Source organism: Pseudomonas sp. R76 (assembly GCF_009834565.1).
Taxonomy (GTDB): domain Bacteria; phylum Pseudomonadota; class Gammaproteobacteria; order Pseudomonadales; family Pseudomonadaceae; genus Aquipseudomonas.
The window spans coordinates 4695002-4712358 of the sequence record NZ_CP019428.1 but is presented as its reverse complement, the minus strand read 5'-3'; the positions used below and the strand labels follow the sequence as shown (position 1 = coordinate 4712358).

15 protein-coding genes and 1 tRNA gene are annotated in these 17357 nt (G+C 60.3%); 10 read left to right on the top strand and 6 right to left on the bottom strand.

The window, feature by feature from the left end; genetic code table 11:
• The first annotated feature begins 167 nt into the window (after nt 1–167).
• The 7 genes from PspR76_RS21170 (at nt 168) to PspR76_RS21140 (ending at nt 7890) form a co-directional block, all read left to right on the top strand.
• A complete protein-coding gene (locus PspR76_RS21170; RefSeq protein ID WP_003175221.1) occupies nt 168–686 on the top strand; it encodes a DUF2059 domain-containing protein in 519 nt (172 codons plus the stop codon).
• A gap of 6 nt (nt 687–692) precedes the next feature.
• The gene (locus PspR76_RS21165; protein ID WP_159958449.1) at nt 693–989 is read left to right on the top strand and encodes a BolA family protein; all 297 of its coding nucleotides are present in this window, start codon (nt 693–695) and stop codon (nt 987–989) included.
• 118 nt (nt 990–1107) lie between these two features.
• Nucleotides 1108–2049, top strand: coding sequence for an oxygen-dependent tRNA uridine(34) hydroxylase TrhO (trhO, locus tag PspR76_RS21160; protein ID WP_159958447.1), 942 nt, complete (start codon nt 1108–1110; stop codon nt 2047–2049).
• 36 nt (nt 2050–2085) lie between these two features.
• Entirely contained in the window at nt 2086–2688 is a 603-nt protein-coding gene (locus PspR76_RS21155; protein ID WP_174245684.1) for a DsbA family protein, read from the top strand.
• Nucleotides 2681–4498 (top strand): ABC transporter ATP-binding protein, encoded by a 1818-nt coding sequence (locus PspR76_RS21150; RefSeq protein ID WP_159958443.1) that lies wholly within the window; start codon nt 2681–2683, stop codon nt 4496–4498. Before PspR76_RS21155 ends, PspR76_RS21150 begins: the two co-directional genes overlap by 8 nt.
• A 71-nt stretch (nt 4499–4569) precedes the next feature.
• Entirely contained in the window at nt 4570–7032 is a 2463-nt protein-coding gene (locus PspR76_RS21145) for an EAL domain-containing protein (RefSeq protein ID WP_159958441.1), read from the top strand.
• 78 nt (nt 7033–7110) lie between these two features.
• Nucleotides 7111–7890 (top strand): TenA family transcriptional regulator, encoded by a 780-nt coding sequence (locus PspR76_RS21140; RefSeq protein WP_442966828.1) that lies wholly within the window; start codon nt 7111–7113, stop codon nt 7888–7890.
• A gap of 22 nt (nt 7891–7912) precedes the next feature.
• On the opposite strand, the gene PspR76_RS21135 is transcribed toward PspR76_RS21140, so the two are convergent.
• Nucleotides 7913–8839 carry a GGDEF domain-containing protein gene (locus PspR76_RS21135; RefSeq protein ID WP_159958437.1) on the bottom strand — a complete coding sequence of 309 codons (927 nt, stop codon included), beginning with the start codon at nt 8837–8839 and terminating at the stop codon, nt 7913–7915.
• A 280-nt stretch (nt 8840–9119) separates the two neighbouring features.
• Nucleotides 9120–10262 carry an FMN-dependent L-lactate dehydrogenase LldD gene (lldD, locus tag PspR76_RS21130; protein ID WP_159958435.1) on the bottom strand — a complete coding sequence of 381 codons (1143 nt, stop codon included), beginning with the start codon at nt 10260–10262 and terminating at the stop codon, nt 9120–9122.
• A gap of 101 nt (nt 10263–10363) precedes the next feature.
• On the opposite strand from lldD, the gene PspR76_RS21125 reads away from it, so the two are divergent.
• The 3 genes from PspR76_RS21125 to PspR76_RS21115 all read left to right on the top strand — a co-directional run bounded on the left by PspR76_RS21125 (nt 10364) and on the right by PspR76_RS21115 (nt 11844).
• Nucleotides 10364–11248 carry a LysR family transcriptional regulator gene (locus PspR76_RS21125; protein WP_159958433.1) on the top strand — a complete coding sequence of 295 codons (885 nt, stop codon included), beginning with the start codon at nt 10364–10366 and terminating at the stop codon, nt 11246–11248.
• Nucleotides 11249–11335: 87 nt separating this feature from the next.
• Nucleotides 11336–11411: transfer RNA gene (locus tag PspR76_RS21120), tRNA-Asn, on the top strand.
• A 160-nt stretch (nt 11412–11571) separates the two neighbouring features.
• Nucleotides 11572–11844: a hypothetical protein gene (locus PspR76_RS21115; RefSeq protein ID WP_159958431.1), complete on the top strand. Its 273-nt coding sequence runs from the start codon at nt 11572–11574 to the stop codon at nt 11842–11844.
• Between the two features lie 156 nt (nt 11845–12000).
• On the opposite strand, the gene PspR76_RS21110 is transcribed toward PspR76_RS21115, so the two are convergent.
• From PspR76_RS21110 to PspR76_RS21095, 4 genes are all read right to left on the bottom strand, one after another.
• The gene (locus PspR76_RS21110) at nt 12001–13863 is read right to left on the bottom strand and encodes a DUF3857 domain-containing transglutaminase family protein (protein WP_159958429.1); all 1863 of its coding nucleotides are present in this window, start codon (nt 13861–13863) and stop codon (nt 12001–12003) included.
• Nucleotides 13864–13983: 120 nt separating this feature from the next.
• Entirely contained in the window at nt 13984–15264 is a 1281-nt protein-coding gene (locus PspR76_RS21105; protein ID WP_159958427.1) for a cation:dicarboxylate symporter family transporter, read from the bottom strand.
• Nucleotides 15265–15358: 94 nt separating this feature from the next.
• Entirely contained in the window at nt 15359–16567 is a 1209-nt protein-coding gene (locus tag PspR76_RS21100; RefSeq protein ID WP_159958425.1) for a pyridoxal phosphate-dependent aminotransferase, read from the bottom strand.
• A gap of 2 nt (nt 16568–16569) precedes the next feature.
• Nucleotides 16570–17235, bottom strand: coding sequence for an RraA family protein (locus PspR76_RS21095; protein ID WP_159958423.1), 666 nt, complete (start codon nt 17233–17235; stop codon nt 16570–16572).
• Nucleotides 17236–17357: the final 122 nt, after the last annotated feature.

Sequence of the window (17357 nt, the reverse complement as noted above, 5' to 3'; positions counted from 1 at the left end):
CGCAGTTTAGGCCGTGATGGGCCAGTGGGGTTCCATAAAAGACTTTTCACCCGGCCCAAGTCCCGCAAAACCCGGCCCAATAAGGGGTGGGGTTGAGACATTTCGTTTTTTAGGCGCAGAATAGCCGCCCTTGGGGGTAATACCTCGCCTGCTAGAAAGGAAACTCGATGACTCGTCTTCGTGCCATCTGTACCGCGGTTGCTCTGGTTTGCGCCAGCGGCCAAGTGTTTGCCGATACCGCCAGCCATAACGCCAGTGCCGAAGCCTTCCTTACCCTGGCCCACGCTGACAAGCTGGGTACGCCGGTGTACATGCAAGTGCAGCAAATGTTTGCCCAGCGTTTCGAACAGACCAAGGCGCCTGCCGCCAAGCAGTCCGTGCTGGACAGCTACCAGGCCAAGGCTAACGCCGCTCTGGACCAGGCTATCGGCTGGCCGAAGCTGAAACCGGACATGGTCAAGCTCTACACCACTAACTTCAGCGAATCCGAGCTCAAGGACCTGGTTGCGTTCTACCAGTCGCCACTGGGCAAGAAAGTCCTGGAAAAAATGCCGCAATTGACTCAACAATCGGCCCAGATGACCCAAGCCAAGCTGGAAAGCGCCGTGCCGGTGGTGAACAAGCTGTTGGAAGACATGACCAACGAGCTGGCACCTAAAGCCGCTGCACCGGCCAAGAAGAAGTAAGCAGGAATGACCATGCAACAGCGTATCGAAACGGCGCTCACCGCCTTGAGCCCGCAACACTTGAACGTGCTGGACGAAAGCCATATGCACAGCCGTGGGTTGCAGACCCACTTCAAGGCCGTGCTGGTCAGCCAGCAGTTCGAGGGGCTTAACCGCGTCAAGCGCCACCAGACGGCCTACGCCACCCTGGGTGACCTTATGAGCGAGTTTCATGCGTTGGCGCTGCATACCTACACGCCTGAAGAATGGGCGAAAATCGACGCAGCCCCGGCCTCGCCGACCTGCGCCGGCGGGCATGATTAATGATCAGGTGTCTCTGACACCCGGCATTTGTTAGAATCCGCAACGCGCCGCTTAGCCGGCGCGTTTTTTTTGCATCCGGTTCACCCCTTACGAGGGTAGCCACCTGGAGAGAACACCCATGACTCAACCGATCGTCGTGGCGGCACTGTATAAGTTCGTCACCCTCGAGGATTACGTCGCCCTGCGCGAGCCACTGCTGCAGGCGATGGTCGACAACGGCATCAAAGGCACCTTGCTGATCGCCGAAGAAGGCATCAACGGCACCGTTTCCGGTAGCCGCGAAGGCATTGACGGCCTGATGGCCTGGCTGAAAAACGACCCACGCATGGACGACATCGACCACAAAGAGTCGTACTGCGACGACCAGCCGTTCTACCGCACCAAGGTCAAGCTCAAAAAAGAGATCGTGACCCTGGGCGTCGAAGGCGTCGACCCGAACAAACAAGTCGGCACCTACGTCGACCCGCAGGACTGGAACGCGCTGATCAGCGACCCGGAAGTGCTGTTGATCGACACGCGCAACGACTACGAAGTGTCGATCGGCACCTTTGAAGGCGCAATCGACCCGAAAACCACCAGTTTTCGCGAATTTCCCGACTACATCAAAGCCAACTTCGACCCGGCCAAGCACAAGAAAGTCGCCATGTTCTGCACCGGCGGCATTCGTTGCGAAAAGGCCTCGAGCTACATGCTCAGCGAAGGCTTTGACGAGGTTTATCACCTCAAGGGCGGCATCCTGAAGTACCTCGAAGAGGTGCCCCAGGAAGAGACCAAATGGCAGGGCGACTGCTTTGTGTTCGACAACCGTGTGACCGTGCGCCACGACTTGAGCGAAGGCGACTACGATCAATGCCATGCGTGCCGTACACCGGTCAGCGTCGAAGACCGTGCGTCCGAGCATTATGTGGCCGGCATCAGTTGCCCGCATTGCTGGGATAAGCTGCCGGAGAAGACCCGCCGCAGCGCGATTGACCGGCAGAAGCAGATCGAGCTGGCCAAGGCCCGCAATATGCCGCACCCGATTGGCTTTAACTATAAGCAAACCCCTTCCGAGGCCTGACCCATGCCCGCGCGCCTGCTCTATGTGATGGACCCGATGTGTTCCTGGTGCTGGGGCTTTGCCCCGGTGGCCGAGGCGTTGGTCGAGCAGGCCCAGGCCGCAGGCGTGGAGCTGCACCTGGTGGTGGGTGGCTTGCGTACCGGCAGCGGTGCGGCGCTGGAGCCGACCACTCGGCGCTATATCCTTGAGCACTGGCAGGCGGTCACCGAGGCCACTGGTCAGCCGTTCAAGCGTGACGGCGCGTTGCCCGACGGCTTTGTCTATGACACCGAGCCTGCGTGTCGGGCCATCGTCACCGCGCGCAGCCTGGCACCGGATTGCGCCTGGAAGCTGTTGGGGCTGATCCAGCGCGCGTTTTATGTCGAGGGCCGCGACGTGACTCTCGCCAGCGTGTTGGTCGAACTGGCCGAGCAGGCGGGCATCCCGCGCATCGAGTTCGCCGGTGCGTTCGACCGTGCCGAGCAGCATGCCGCCACAGCCGCCGATTTCACCTGGGTGCAGGATCTGGGTATCGCCGGTTTCCCGACCCTGTTGGCCGAGCGTAATGGCCAGCTGGCGCTACTGACCAACGGCTACCAGCCGCTGTCCGAGCTGTCGCCTTTGCTCGCCCGATGGCTGGAGCGAGCCACCTGTGCATGACACGCCTGGGCAAGACCAACCTCAACGCACCGACCGACTGACCTGGGCAGAAATTCGCCGCCTGGCCCTGCGGCACAAGAAATCCCTGTGGATCGCCAATGGCGTCGCCGTGCTGGCGACCCTGTGCAGTGTGCCCATCCCATTGCTGTTGCCCTTGCTGGTAGACGAAGTGCTGCTGGGCCGTGGCGACGCAGCGCTCAAGGTGATGAACAACGCATTGCCCCTGGGCTGGCAGAAGGCTGCCGGTTATATCGGCCTGATGTTGCTGGTGACGCTGTGCCTGCGTTGCGGCGCGCTGGTGTTCAACGTGGTGCAGGCGCGGTTGTTTGCGCGGCTGGCCAAGGACATCGTGTACCGCATTCGGGTGCGCCTGATTGAACGGCTCAAGCGCATTTCCCTCGGCGAATACGAAAGCCTGGGCAGTGGCACCGTCACCACGCACCTGGTCACGGATTTGGACACGCTGGACAAGTTTGTCGGCGAAACCCTCAGCCGTTTCCTGGTGGCCATGCTGACCCTGGTCGGCACCTCGGCGATTCTGGTGTGGATGCACTGGCAGCTGGCGTTGTTGATCCTGCTGTTCAACCCGTTGGTGATCTACGCCACGGTGCAGTTGGGCAAGCGCGTCAAACACCTGAAGAAGCTGGAGAACGACAGCACGTCGCGCTTCACCCAGGCGTTGACCGAAACCCTCGACGCCATCCAGGAAGTGCGTGCCGGCAACCGCCAGGGCTTTTTCCTCGGGCGCCTGGGCCAGCGCGCCCAGGAAGTGCGCGACTACGCGATCCACTCGCAATGGAAAACCGACGCCTCCAGCCGCGCCAGTGGCTTGTTGTTTCAGTTCGGAATCGACATTTTCCGCGCGGCGGCGATGCTCACGGTGCTGTTTTCTGACCTCTCCATCGGGCAGATGCTCGCGGTGTTCAGCTACCTGTGGTTCATGATCGGGCCGGTGGAGCAACTGCTGAACCTGCAATATGCGTTCTACGCGGCAGGCGGCGCGCTGACGCGGATCAACGAGCTGCTGGCGCGTGCCGACGAACCCCAATACGCCGGTGGCGCAGACCCGTTCACTGGGCGGGAGACCGTGGGTATCGAGGTGCGCGGGCTGGATTTCGGCTACGGCGAAGAACTGGTGCTCAACCAGTTGAACCTGACCATTGCGCCGGGTGAGAAGGTGGCGATTGTGGGCGCCAGCGGCGGCGGCAAAAGTACCCTGGTGCAACTGTTGCTCGGGCTCTACACACCGCAGGCCGGCAGCATTCGTTTTGGCGACGCGACCCAACAGGAGATCGGCCTTGCGACCATCCGTGAGAACGTTGCCGTGGTGCTGCAACACCCGGCGTTGTTCAACGACACGGTGCGCGCCAACCTGACCATGGGCCGCACGCGTTCGGACCAGGCATGCTGGCAGGCGCTGGAAATCGCCCAGTTGGACGCAACCGTCAGGGCATTGCCGTTGGGCCTGGACAGTGTGGTCGGACGCTCCGGCGTGCGTTTTTCCGGCGGCCAGCGCCAACGCCTGGCCATCGCCCGGATGGTGCTGGCTGAGCCGAAAGTGGTGATTCTGGATGAGGCCACCTCGGCACTCGATGCGGCGACCGAATACAACCTGCACCAGGCGCTGGCACGGTTTCTCAGTGGGCGTACTACACTGATCATCGCGCACCGGCTGTCGGCGGTGAAGCAGGCTGACCGCGTGTTGGTGTTCGATGGCGGGCATATCGCCGAGGATGGCGACCATCAGCAATTGATCGCAGAGGGCGGGTTGTACGCCAAACTCTATGGGCATTTGCAACAAGTGCGCTGAATTAGCCTAGGCTGTGCTATCAGGAGCGGATTTTCGCGTGCGTATTCAGCTGTGCATGTGCAAGGGACTTCATGAAGCAAAAGCGTACTCTCGGAACGCCTCGGCTGCTGGGCATTGTCTGGCCCTTTATCGCCGTTGTGCTGTTCCAGGCATTGTTAGGCTGCGTCAGTCTCTACGTGCTTTCAGCGGTGCGCGGGTATGTGGCGGGCGAGAGCCTGTGGTCCAAGGGCCAGAAAGACGCCATCTACTACCTGACGCTTTACGCCGATAATCGCGACCCCGCCACCTACCTCAAGTACCAGCAAGCCATCGCCGTGCCCCAAGGCGGGCATGAGTTGCGTATCGCGCTGGACCGCCCCACACCCGACCTGCCTGCGGCGCGCCAGGGGATCCTCAAGGGCGGCAACCACCCGGATGACGTTTCCAGCCTGATCTGGCTGTACCTCAACTTTCGCCATTTCAGCTACCTGGAAAAAGCCATCGAGTTGTGGACCGTGGGCGATAGTTATCTGGTGCAATTGGATGACTTGGCCCGGGGGATGCACCGGGCGATCAGCAGTAATCAGGTCAGCAGCAGCGATGTAAAGGACTGGAAGGCACGCATCACCGCTATCAACGATGGCGTCACGCCGGCCGCCAAGGCGTTCAGCGATGCCTTGGGCGAGGGCTCGCGAGTCATCCTGCGGCTGCTGTTGATCACCAACCTGACCACCGCCCTGGGCCTGATTGCCCTGGCGTTGCTGCGCACGCACAAATTGCTGGCCCAGCGCCACGCGTTCGCCAACGCGCTGCAGGCGGAGAAAGAGCGGGCGCAGATTACCCTGGAATCGATTGGCGACGGCGTGATCACCACCGATGTCGACGGTGCCATCGCCTACATGAACCCGGCGGCCGAGGCGCTGACCCACTGGACGACGGCCCAGGCCCAAGGGTTGCCCCTGGCGGCGTTATTCAGCCTGCTTGATGAAAACGCCGAGCCCGATGGATTTACGCTGGTCGAGCACATTATCAAGGGCGAATTCAGTGGCGGCAGCGAGCATTCCAAGCTGATCCAGCGGGTGGACGGCACCACGGTGTCTGTGACGCTGGTGGGCGCGCCGATCCGCAGTGCCGGCAAGGTCAGTGGCGCGGTGCTGGTGCTGCACGATATGACCCGGGAGCGCCAATACATTGCCAACCTGTCGTGGCAGGCGACCCACGATGCCTTGACGGGCCTGGCCAACCGTCGCGAATTCGAGTTCCGCCTGGAACAGGTGCTGCAACAGGTAGCGCGCCAGCATAACCCGCGACATGCCTTGATGTTCCTCGATCTGGACCAGTTCAAGCTGGTCAACGATACCTGCGGGCATGCCGCGGGCGATGAGTTGCTGCGGCATATCTGCGCGTTGCTGCAATCGGACCTGCGCGAAGGCGACACCCTGGCGCGCTTGGGCGGCGACGAGTTTGGCATCCTGCTGGAGAACTGCCCGGCACCGGTTGCGGAAAAAATCGCCGAGAGCCTGCGCCATACCGTGCAGAATTTGCATTTCGTGTGGAAAGGCCGGCCGTTCATGACCACCGTCAGTATTGGCCTGGTGCATATCTCACAGACGCCGACCACCTTGGAAACATCGCTGCGCGCCGCCGACATGGCGTGTTACATGGCCAAGGAAAAGGGCCGCAACCGCGTGCAGGTCTACCATGCCGATGACTCGGAGTTGTCTCTGCGCTTCGGCGAAATGGCCTGGGTGCAGCGCCTGCACATGGCCTTGGAGGAGAATAGGTTTTGCCTGTATGCGCAGGAAATTTCGCCTTTGGGGCACACCGATGGCGGCAATGGGCATATCGAAATTCTGCTGCGCCTGCACGATGAAGCCGGTCGGATCATTCTGCCGGACAGTTTTATCCCGGCGGCCGAGCGCTACGGCCTGATGACGTCGCTGGACCGCTGGGTGGTCGAGAACGTGTTCAAGATTATCGCCAACTGTTTACGCGAGCGGCCAGGCCGGCCACTGGCGATGTGTGCGATTAATCTGTCAGGTATAACCATTGGCGATGACGATTTTCTCGGTTTTTTACGTGAGCAATTCGCGGCTTATAACATTCCACCGGCAATGATATGTTTTGAAATAACTGAAACCAGTGCTATTGCAAATTTAGGTAGCGCCATTCGTTTTATTAATGAACTCAAAGCGTTAGGTTGTCATTTCTCACTTGATGACTTTTGTGCCGGAATGTCCTCATTCGCCTATCTCAAACATTTACCTGTAGACTTCCTGAAGATCGATGGAAGTTTCGTAAAGGATATGCTGGACGACCCGATTAACCGCGCGATGGTCGAAGTGATCAATCACATCGGCCACGTCATGGGTAAGCGCACAATTGCAGAGTTTGTTGAAACGCCACAGATCGAACAGGCTTTACTTGAGATTGGTGTGGATTACGCTCAGGGCTACCTGATTGAACGCCCGCAATTGTTTACCTTTGATAGCTTGCAGTGTCGACCTGTGCGGCCGCAGCCTCTGTTATTCAAGGCGCCCGGCACATTCCGCTGAAACAACTGCTGGTCTGTACAATCACACTTTAAAAGGAGCCTTACAGTGATCGACACCTTCAACAGAACCGGCCCGCTTATGGAAGCCTCAAGTTACCCTGCCTGGGCGCAACAATTGATCCAGGCCTGTAGCGAGAGCAAGCGCCGAGTTGTCGAGCACGAACTGTATCAGCGCATGCGTGACAACACGCTCAGCGCCAAGACCATGCGCCATTACCTTATCGGTGGCTGGCCAGTGGTGGAACAGTTTGCCTTGTACATGGCACAAAACCTGACCAAGACCAAGTTTGCCCGCCATCCTGGGGAGGATATGGCGCGCCGCTGGCTGATGCGTAATATTCGCGTGGAACTGAACCATGCCGATTACTGGGTACATTGGGCCCGCGCCCATGGCGTCAGCCTTGAAGAGCTGCAAGCGCAGAACGTACCGCCTGAATTACACGCACTGAGTCACTGGTGCTGGCATACCAGTTCGGCCGATTCGTTGATCGTGGCGATTGCTGCGACCAACTACGCAATCGAAGGGGCGACGGGGGAGTGGTCCGCCGTGGTGTGTTCTACTGGCGTGTATGCGGCCGCCTTCCCTGAGGAAGATCGCAAGCGCGCGATGAAGTGGCTGAAGATGCACGCCCAGTACGACGACGCCCACCCGTGGGAAGCCCTGGAAATCATCTGCACCCTGGCGGGGATGAACCCGAGTAAAACCCTGCAGGAAGAACTGCGCCAGGCCGTGTGCAAGAGCTACGACTACATGTTCCTGTTTCTGGAAAGTTGCATGCGCTTGGAGAATGAGAAAGCCAAGGATACGGCGCCCGTAGCGATTCGCGAGCGTCAGGCACGCGTCGCCAGCGAGGCGTGATCCACGCGTGATGGCGGGGTGTTTACCCCGCCATTGCCAAGCGGTTACGGCCTTCGCGCTTGGCCACGTACAAGGCGCTGTCAGCGCGGCGCAGCAGGCTGTCGGCAGACTCGGCGGCCAGCAAGGTTGAGCAACCCAGGCTCACCGTCAATTCAATCTTGGTGTCATCCGCCCAATAATCCTGAGCCTGTGCAGCCCGGCGCAAGCGCTCGCCGACCATGCTGGCAGCATCCCGGCCGGTGTTCGACAGCAGGATCAAAAACTCTTCGCCGCCAAACCTGAACACCATGTCCACGTTGCGCAGCTGGCCTTTGATCGAGCCAGCCACGGCGCGCAGTACCTTGTCGCCGGCCGCATGGCCGTGGGTGTCGTTGATATTCTTGAAGTGATCGATGTCCAGCATCAGCAACGACAGCGGGCTCATGTGCCGCCGGGCCATGTCGATTTCCCGTTGCAGGGTCTGGTCCATGGCAATGCGATTGCCGGTTTCGGTCAACGGATCGCGCAGTGCGCTGCGTGTGGCGGCGCGGTAGAGCAGGGCGTTGCGCATCGGGTAGAGCAAGGTGGCCAGCAGCGCTTCCAATTGGCTCAGTTCGTCGTCCATCAAGCGTTGGTTGCGACGGAATATCAGCTCGCCCAAATGCTCGCCTTCATGGCTCAAGGTGTAGCTCACCGAGTGGTGGCCGCGATGGCCAAATTCCAGGCGCAGGTCGCTGGCTTCATGGCGATACTGCAAGGCGTCCAAGGGCACCAGACGCTGGATCTCACGAAAGAACAGGCCAAGGATGCGTTCCGGCTCCAGGCTGGTCTGCAATTGCTGACCCAGTTGCTGGCGCAGTTCGTTGAAGGTGACGGGGCGGCGGGGACGAAGGGCTGGTTGACCAAACCCCAGGCGTTGCAATTTGGCACTGTCGAAGTCAATTGCGTTGGTCTGGGTCGGTGATTTCATAAGCTGACGGCCTCTAAGCACTTAACTGTCTTACAGGCTCGATGAGAGTGGCGAATGCCAAGCGTCTTACTGTTCCTTCAGTTCCGTAAAACATTGGAAACAGTTTAAACCGCTTTGCCCGGGGTTATAACCCCTGGGCTCTGCCACACGTCTTGTCATCGCTTAACCTGCTGGATAGGGTTAGAGCGAGATTCATGCCACTTCGTTTAACTTATTAAAACGCCTTATAAATCAACGACCGTTTTTAGAAGCAAAAACGGCCGTCAGCGAATGGCGCCGGTTATTTGACTGATTGAACCAACGTTGTGTGGTCAATCTGATCGATTGAGGTGACACCGGTCAACGTCATGGCTACACGCATTTCCTTGGCGAAGATATCCAGCAGGTTTTCCACCCCGCGCTGGCCATCGGCAGCCAATGCATAAGCGTTGGCTCGCCCGAGCAGGCAACCCTTGGCGCCCAGGGCGAGCATGCGCACCACATCGAGCCCGGAGCGAATGCCGGAGTCCACCAGCACCGTGAGGTCATCGCCTACCGCCTCGGCAATCGGCGGCAAGGCTTTTGCGGTGGACAGCACGCCGTCCAGCTGGCGGCCGCCGTGGTTGGAGACGACGATGCCATCCGCGCCGAAACTCACGGCGTCCTTGGCGTCCTGTGGGTCGAGAATGCCTTTGATGATCATCGGGCCTTTCCAGAACTCGCGGATCCACTCCAGGTCTTTCCAGCTGATCGACGGGTCGAAATTGTTCGCCAGCCAGCCGATGTAATCTTCCAGGTGCGTCGGCTTGCCGAGGTATTTGGAAATATTGCCCAGGTCGTGCGGGCGGCCCATCAGCCCCACATCGAAGGCCCATTGCGGTTTGGTCACGGCCTGCAGCATGCGCCGCGAAGCGGCGAACGGCCCGGACATGCCCGAGTGCGCATCGCGGTAGCGTGCACCCGGCGTGGGCATATCCACCGTGAACACCAGCGTGGTCACACCGGCCGCCTGCGCGCGCTCCAGGGCGTTGCGCATAAAGCCGCGGTCCTTGAGCACATACAGTTGGAACCAGATCGACTGCGGGCTTTGCGATGCCACCTCTTCAATCGAGCACACCGACACCGTCGACAAGCAGAACGGCACGCCCTTGTTCGCCGCCGCCTTGGCGGCCTGCACTTCACCACGCCGCGCGTACATGCCCGTCAGGCCGACCGGGCTGAGAATGACCGGCATGGCCAATTCCTGGCCGAACAAGGTGGTTTTCAGGCTGAGTTTGTCGACATTGCGCAGGATGCGTTGGCGCAGGCTGATCTCGGCCAGGTCCGAACAGTTGGCGCGCAGCGTGTGCTCGGCGTAGGCGCCACCGTCGATGTAATCGAACAGAAAGCGCGGCAGCTTGCGCTTGGCGGCTTCACGGTAGTCGGAGGCGGACGAGATGATCATGAACGGGTTCTCCATAGCGCAAGGTCGCTTCACCATAAGCAAAAAGCTGGCATGATAAAAACAACTTTTATTACTAGTATCCAGTCGCTAAAGGAATACCGATGAACCTGCGAACATTGCGTGCCTTTGTTGAAGTGGTGCGCCAGGGCGGCTTCTCCCAAGCGGCTGACGTGGTGGCCTTGACCCAATCCACCGTGAGCAAGGCGGTGAAGACGCTGGAAGATGAATTGGGCACACCGCTGCTTAATCGCCTCGGCCACCGCAACGAACTCACCGCCGCCGGCGAAATCGCCTACCGGCGCGCGCTGGTATTGCTGGCCGAGCAGAGCGACTTGGTTGCCGAGATCAACGACCTGCGCGGCCTCAAGCGCGGCGTGTTGCGCATCGGCCTGCCGCCCGTAGGCTGCGGCGTCCTGTTTGCGGCGATGTTCGCCGCTTACCGCACGCGCTACCCAGGCATCGAGATCGAACTCACCGAATACGGCAGCAAACGCCTGCGCGAATGCCTGGAAGCCGGCGAGGTCGACCTGGCGGCCTTGTTATTACCGGCGGATGAAGGGTTCGACTACCAACCCGTGCGCAATGAACCGCTGATGGCCGTATTACCCATAAGCCATCCGCTGGCCCGGCGCAAACGCATCGACTTCACCGACCTGGCCGACTCACCGTTCATCCTGTTCGAAGCCGGCTTCGCCCTGAACGCCAAGATCCTCGCTGCCTGCGAACGCAAAGGCGTCACGCCACGGGTGACTGCGCGCAGCGGGCAAATCGACTTTATCGTCGACCTGGTCTCCGCAGGCCTGGGCGTCGCCTTCCTGCCACGCATGCTCGCGCACAAGCACCAACACCCCGGCATCGCCCTGATCCCGCTGGACGAACCCCACACCGATTGGCACATCGCCCTGGCCTGGCGCGCCAGCGCGCACCTGCCACCGGCGGCTCGCGCCTGGCTGGATTTGGCCAGGGAAATGGCCAGCCCGGTGTAGAGGGTGGCAGCGGTGATTTGCAGGAATTTCGCCGAATGCACCCTCGGTGCTTGACTTCTTCTTTTTAATCAGTAACATACGGCGCATTCCGCGATAGCTCAGTTGGTAGAGCAAATGACTGTTAATCATTGGGTCCCTGGTTCGAGTCCAGGTCGTGGAGCCAGATAGAGAAAAGCCTGCAGAGATGCAGGCTTTTTTTTTGCCCAGATTTTCTCGCGGCAATCATCGCGCACAGCGTGAGTGTGCATGAAGCCGTCTCTCATCAATGCATCGCTTCATGGTCCAAGCTACTGTATTGAATCCCCCGCGCATGGACTGAACCGATGATCACTCGCCCCACCCACCGCCTGTGTAATCGATGCGGCGATTGGATAACCGCTTATTGTCCTTCGGTTGAAACGCTATCAACGCTTGGGATCTTCCATGAAGCGGGTGATCAGGCAGTCGTCGACGAGATAGTGCGACGGGAAAATATCGATCCCGCAATCGTGTGGGAGTACTTCGAGCATCGGATGAAGCCAAGGTGCACGCAAATGAAGATCTCAAGCGCCGCTTTGAAATGGCTGGACTCGCAGGCATGCGCTTTAAGTCTGTGAATGGTGACCAAAAAACGGTCGCTTGAGGGGTAAAAGCGACGGCGGGTGGTGTGTCGATAGCTCAGCACTCACCGCGCCAGTTTTCGGTGTGTTCAACTGAAAGTTCTGTGTGGCTTCCCGCGCATCAGCCTGTCACAGAGAATCAGTGAGACGGGGTTACAACGTCTGCACGATAATCTGGCTTTTCAGGTCGTTGACCATGCCTTCAATCGCCGGCTTCATGGCGACAAAATCCTGCGGGCTGCACAGCGCGTCGGGGTGGCTGAACGCATAGCTGCGGGTGATGAGTACGCTGTTGCCTTCCTTGACGTAAGTGGTCTGGTAGTTGAATCCACCGGTGTTGAGCGTTACAGCCTTGGGCACCGCGAGGATATTCAATTGTTTGGGGAAGTCGAAGCGCGCTTTTTCTTCAATCGTGCCGGAAGTACAGATGAAGGCCTGCGTGCGGTCTTGTTCCGCCATGAGGCTGAACACGTTCTGGCCGATGCCGCCCGCGAGGCTGCTGAGCGTCGGTACGCCCGTGGGGCCGGGCAGGTTGACCAGGTTGTCGGTACGCCCTTTGACCGTGGACGTGAAGGTGGCGGCATTGCCTTCCAAGGGGTCGGTTTCAATCTTGCCGCTGCCAGTTTGCCCGTACATGCTGAGGACTTTTTGGGTCAGTTGATCACGGTCGGCAGGCATGATGGATTTGAACAGGAAACGATTGAGTTCCGTGGCCCAGCCTTCCACCGTGGTGCCGTTGGTGAAGTCCGCCGCGCCGCTCGGGTCGATCTTGAAGTGCAGCGTGCCGTCCACCTTGCCCAATTGGTTTGAAGGTGTACGCGCCAGTTCGCCGCTCTGGGTCAGCAACACGGGTTTACCCAGTTCCGGAATCATCAGGTAGCCGGCGGCGATGGGGGTGGCGGTGGAGTCCAGATAAAGGTCGAGGGTCGGGACGTAAGTGATCGCATGGTTAAGCAAACCCAGGGTCGGCACCTTCGGCAGTAGGTAGGCGTCGCCGAGGTTGATCAGCGCGGGCGAGCTTTCGATGGCCACCGCCTTGAGCAGCGCTTCGAGCAAGGCAACGTGGTCCTTGCAGTCGCCATAACGGTTATCCAGCACCGCCTGCGCCGCGTGCGGCACCACGCCGCCATTGCCGACGTAAACCGCGACGTAGCGAATGTTCTTGCGCACCCAGTCACTCAGCACCAGTGCTTTGCTGCGCGGGGTGTCCAGGTTGGCGGTGAGTTCCCTGGCCAGCTGGGTAATGGCGGGCGTCACCTCAACCTGCGCCCTGGCGGCATACGCCTGGGCAAACTGTTTGTAATCAGTGAAGGTCGACACGGCGAGGCGTTGCCCGTAATCGGTGTAAGCGACGGAGCCGACTTCAACGCGGTTTTTCTGCGTGGGTTGCAGGTCCCAGCGGTAGATTTTTCGCCCGTTGGCGGTGGTGGGCTTGGCGGCTTTGAAACCCCTGACGTCAGCGAACAAGGGCATGTCGGCTGGCATGTCGTAGGTGAAGTGGATCTGCTGGTTCTCGTAGAAATCCGGCGCGTAGAGGTCTTCAAACTGTCCGGGGAACATCGCGGTGGTGCGATGGCGCTGGTAGCGCAAGACCATGCGGTCACCGACGGCTACGTCAGGGAAGATCACCACTTTGACGCGTGAGTCCTGGAACATCGGCGCTTCGGCTGAGGCCTGCTCCTGCTGTTCCTTGATCTGGTCGGCAGCCACCGGCACCTTGCGTCCGTCGGCTTTCTGGGTGTAGGCCTCCACGATGTCCACGGTTTCCAGCGAGCGGTTGAAGCTCACCGAGCGTTGCGCGTTGGGCTTGATCGCGCGTTCCTCATTGATGCGCGAGACCAGCTCGAAGTCGAGCACAAAACTGCCGTCGGCATTGACCACGTAGGCCTGGCTATTTTTTTCGACGGTCAGGGAACGGTCGGTGTAATCGGCATTTGCCTGTGCGCTGAACAGCCCGCAGACGACCACCACCGCTGCACCGAACAGGCGCGCCGGGAAGAGCGTAACGCTTTGCATAAAGATCCTTCTAAACAATGACGCGCGCCGTCTGCGCGAGGGCGCGCGTTCCTCTGGTAAATCGGTAAATGCGAAGCGTTACTATATAGAGGTGGCAGTGAGCCTGGCTATTTTTGTTGCTTAAAGTCGTGTGGAAAGCACCTGGGTATCGGTCTGTGACGCAGTGTCTGCCCCACGCCGCTCCCACTTCGCAATCACCAACGGCGCCAACGCATTCCCCAACACATTCAGCGCCGTCGTCGGCATTTCCATCAACCGATAAACCCCGGCAATAAACGCAATGCCCTCCAACGGCAACCCGGCGCTGGCCAGCGTGGCTGACAGAATTACAAACATAAACCCCGGCACACCGGCCGCGCCTTTGGAGGTAAGCACCATGGTCACCACCAGCAACGCCTGGTCCGCCAGGCTCAGGTCGATGCCATACAATTGCGCCACGAACAGCGTGCCGATACCAAGGAACAATGAAGCCCCGTCGAGGTTGAACGAGTAGCCCACCGGCACCACAAAGCTCACCAGCGACGGCGGCACGCCGTAGGTTTCCAGCTTCTTCATCAGTTGCGGCATCACCGCCGCCGAGCTGGCGGTGGAGAAGGCCAGCACCAGTTCATCCTTGATATGGCGCATCAACGCGAACAAGTTGATCCCGCATAACCGCGCGACCAGGTTGAGCACCACCAGCACAAAGAACGCGATGGACAGGTAACTGACCATGATCAGCTTGGCCAGCGGCATCAGCGAGCCGAAGCCGAAGTTGGCGACGGTGACCGCGATCATCCCGAACACGCCGATGGGCGAGTAGGCCATGATCATCGAAGTGACCTTGAACATCGCCTCCGACACACCGCGCAACAGGGCGATTACCGGGTCTTTGCGTTCGGCGGGCAAGCGCGAGACGCCGAGGCCGAACATCACCGCGAAAAACAACACTGACAACAGGCTGCCCTGGGCCATGGCGCTGATCACGTTGTCGGGGATGATGCCGACGATGATCTGCCCCAGGCTATGGCCGCCACCGTTGCTGGTCGGCAATGTAATGTTCGCCGCCTGCAGGCTGGCCAGTTCAGTGCCGGCGCCGGGTTTGAACAGGTTGCCCATGATCAGCCCGACAATGATTGCCAGGGTGGTAATGCAGAAAAAATAGCTCAGGGATTTCAGTCCGATACGGCCCAGGGTTTTGCCGTCACCGTGCCCGGCAATGCCCACCACCATGCAGGCGAACACGATGGGCACCACGATCATTTTCATCAGCTTGATAAAGATATCGCCGGCCGGTTGCAGCAGGTTGTCCACCAGCCATGGCCGGGATTCGGGAAAGCGGTGCAACAGGGCACCCAGGGCGATACCGGCGAGCAAGCCGATCATGATTTGCCAGACCAGCGCGATGCGGGGCGTGTACATAGGAATGCCTCATTTGTAATCAATGATTTTAAGTTGTTGTTCTAGGCAGTCAAAACAGCGGCCATCCGTTGGCCGCCGGGTACAGCGAAGGGTGTCAGCGCAGGTCGTGGCAGGCGTCTTTCAGGCGACGACAGCCTTCTTCGATCACGTCCGGCGCGCTGGCGAAAGACAGGCGCACATACGGCGACATGCCGTACGCCGCGCCGCTGACCGTGGCCAGGCCGTAGTCGCGCAGCAGGTAGTCCACCAGTTGGGTGTCGCTCTGTAACGTTTCACCGTGCGCGGTGAGTTTGCCCATCAGCGCGCTGACGTTGGCGAACACATAGAACGCGCCGTCGGGTGGGGTCACGCTCAAGCCCGGAATGCCGGCCAAACGATCCAGCATCAGTGCGCGACGCTGCACGTACTCCGCGCGCATGTCGGCAATGGGCGCCTGCTCACCGGCAAAGGCCGCCACCGCCGCGGCTTGGCTCAAGGAGCTGGGGCAGGTGGTGGTTTGCGACAGCAACTTGGCGATGGCGGCGATCAACCACGCCGGCCCCGCCCCAAAACCCAGGCGCCAGCCAGTCATCGCGTAGCCCTTGGAGGCGCCGTTGACGATCAATGTGCGAGGTTTCAGATCCGGCGCCAGGCGCGTCAGCGGCACGTGGCGGGCATCGCCATAAACGAAGTGCTCGTAGATCTCATCCGCCATGATCAGCACATGGGGATGGCGCCGCAGAACCTCGGCCAGCGCGAGCAGTTCAGCCTCACTGTACACCGCGCCGCTGGGGTTGTTCGGGCTGTTGAGGATCACCCATTTGGTGCGTGGGGTAATCGCCTGTACGAGGGCGTCGGGGGCCAACTTGAAGCCCAGGGTTTCGTCGCCGGGGATGATCACCGGCGTGGCGTCGTTCAGTCGCGCGATATCCGGGTAAGACACCCAATACGGCGTGTGCACGATGACCTCGTCGCCGCGATTCAGCGTGGCTGCCAGCGCGTGATAGATGATGTGCTTGCCGCCGCAGCCGGCCACCACCTCGTCCAGGCCGTACGCCAGGTCGTTGTCACGTTGCAGCTTCAGGCAGATCGCCTGGCGCAGCGCGAGGGTGCCGGTGGTGGCGGTGTAATGGGTGTCGCCGTTGTGCATCGCCAGGCTGGCGGCCTGTAGAATATGCGCCGGGGTGTCGAAGTCCGGCTCGCCGACGGTGAAGTTGACGATGTCGCGGCCCTGGGCGCGCAACTCGGTGACCAGCGCATTGGCGGCGATGCTCGGTGACGGCTGGATGCCGAGCACACGCTCGGAAAGAAATGCAGTGCTCATGTTCAGCCCGCCAAGCCGGCGTTGGCCAGCACCTTGTCGATCCAGCTCTGGCGCACGGCGCCCGTGGCGATCTCGGCCTTGACCGCTTCTTCGTGCTCGGCATGTTGCCCGGCGCGGCGCAGCACCTCGGCGGCGTCAGCCTGGGAGAAGGCCACCAGGCCGTCTTCATCGCCCACCAGCAAATCGCCCGGGTTGATCAGCATGCCGCCGATGGACACCGGCACATTCACCTCACCTGGGCCGGTTTTGTAAGGGCCGGTGTGCACCACGGCGCGGGCGTAGCATGGGGTGTCTTCAAAGCTGGCGACATCACGAATCGCGCCGTCGATCACAAAGCCGACGCAACCGCGTTGCTGGGCGTAGAGCTTGACCAGCTCGCCGATCACCGCGTTATTGGTGTCGCCCTGGCCGTCCACCACCAGCACGTGGCCGGGTTGCAGCAGGCTCATGGCCTTGTAGATCAGCAGGTTGTCGCCGGGCCGCGTCTTGACCGTGATCGCCGTGCCTACCAGCTTGCCGGTGCGGTTATAGCGCGTCAGCCCACGGGCGCCGATGTGGCGGCCGAGGTTGTCGCTGATATGCGGCGTGACCACGTGGGCAAACGCTTCGACCAGCTCGGCCGAAGCCATCGGCGCGTTGGGAAGGATGCGGGAACCGGGCAAGGACATGGCAAATCTCCAGAATCGTTGAATAGCGACGGGCTATGACCGGATCTTAGGAGTGATGAACGGACAGTTTTAGCGATATTTTATGATGTGATAGCATCGCTTTTTCTCATGAATTTGCCGCC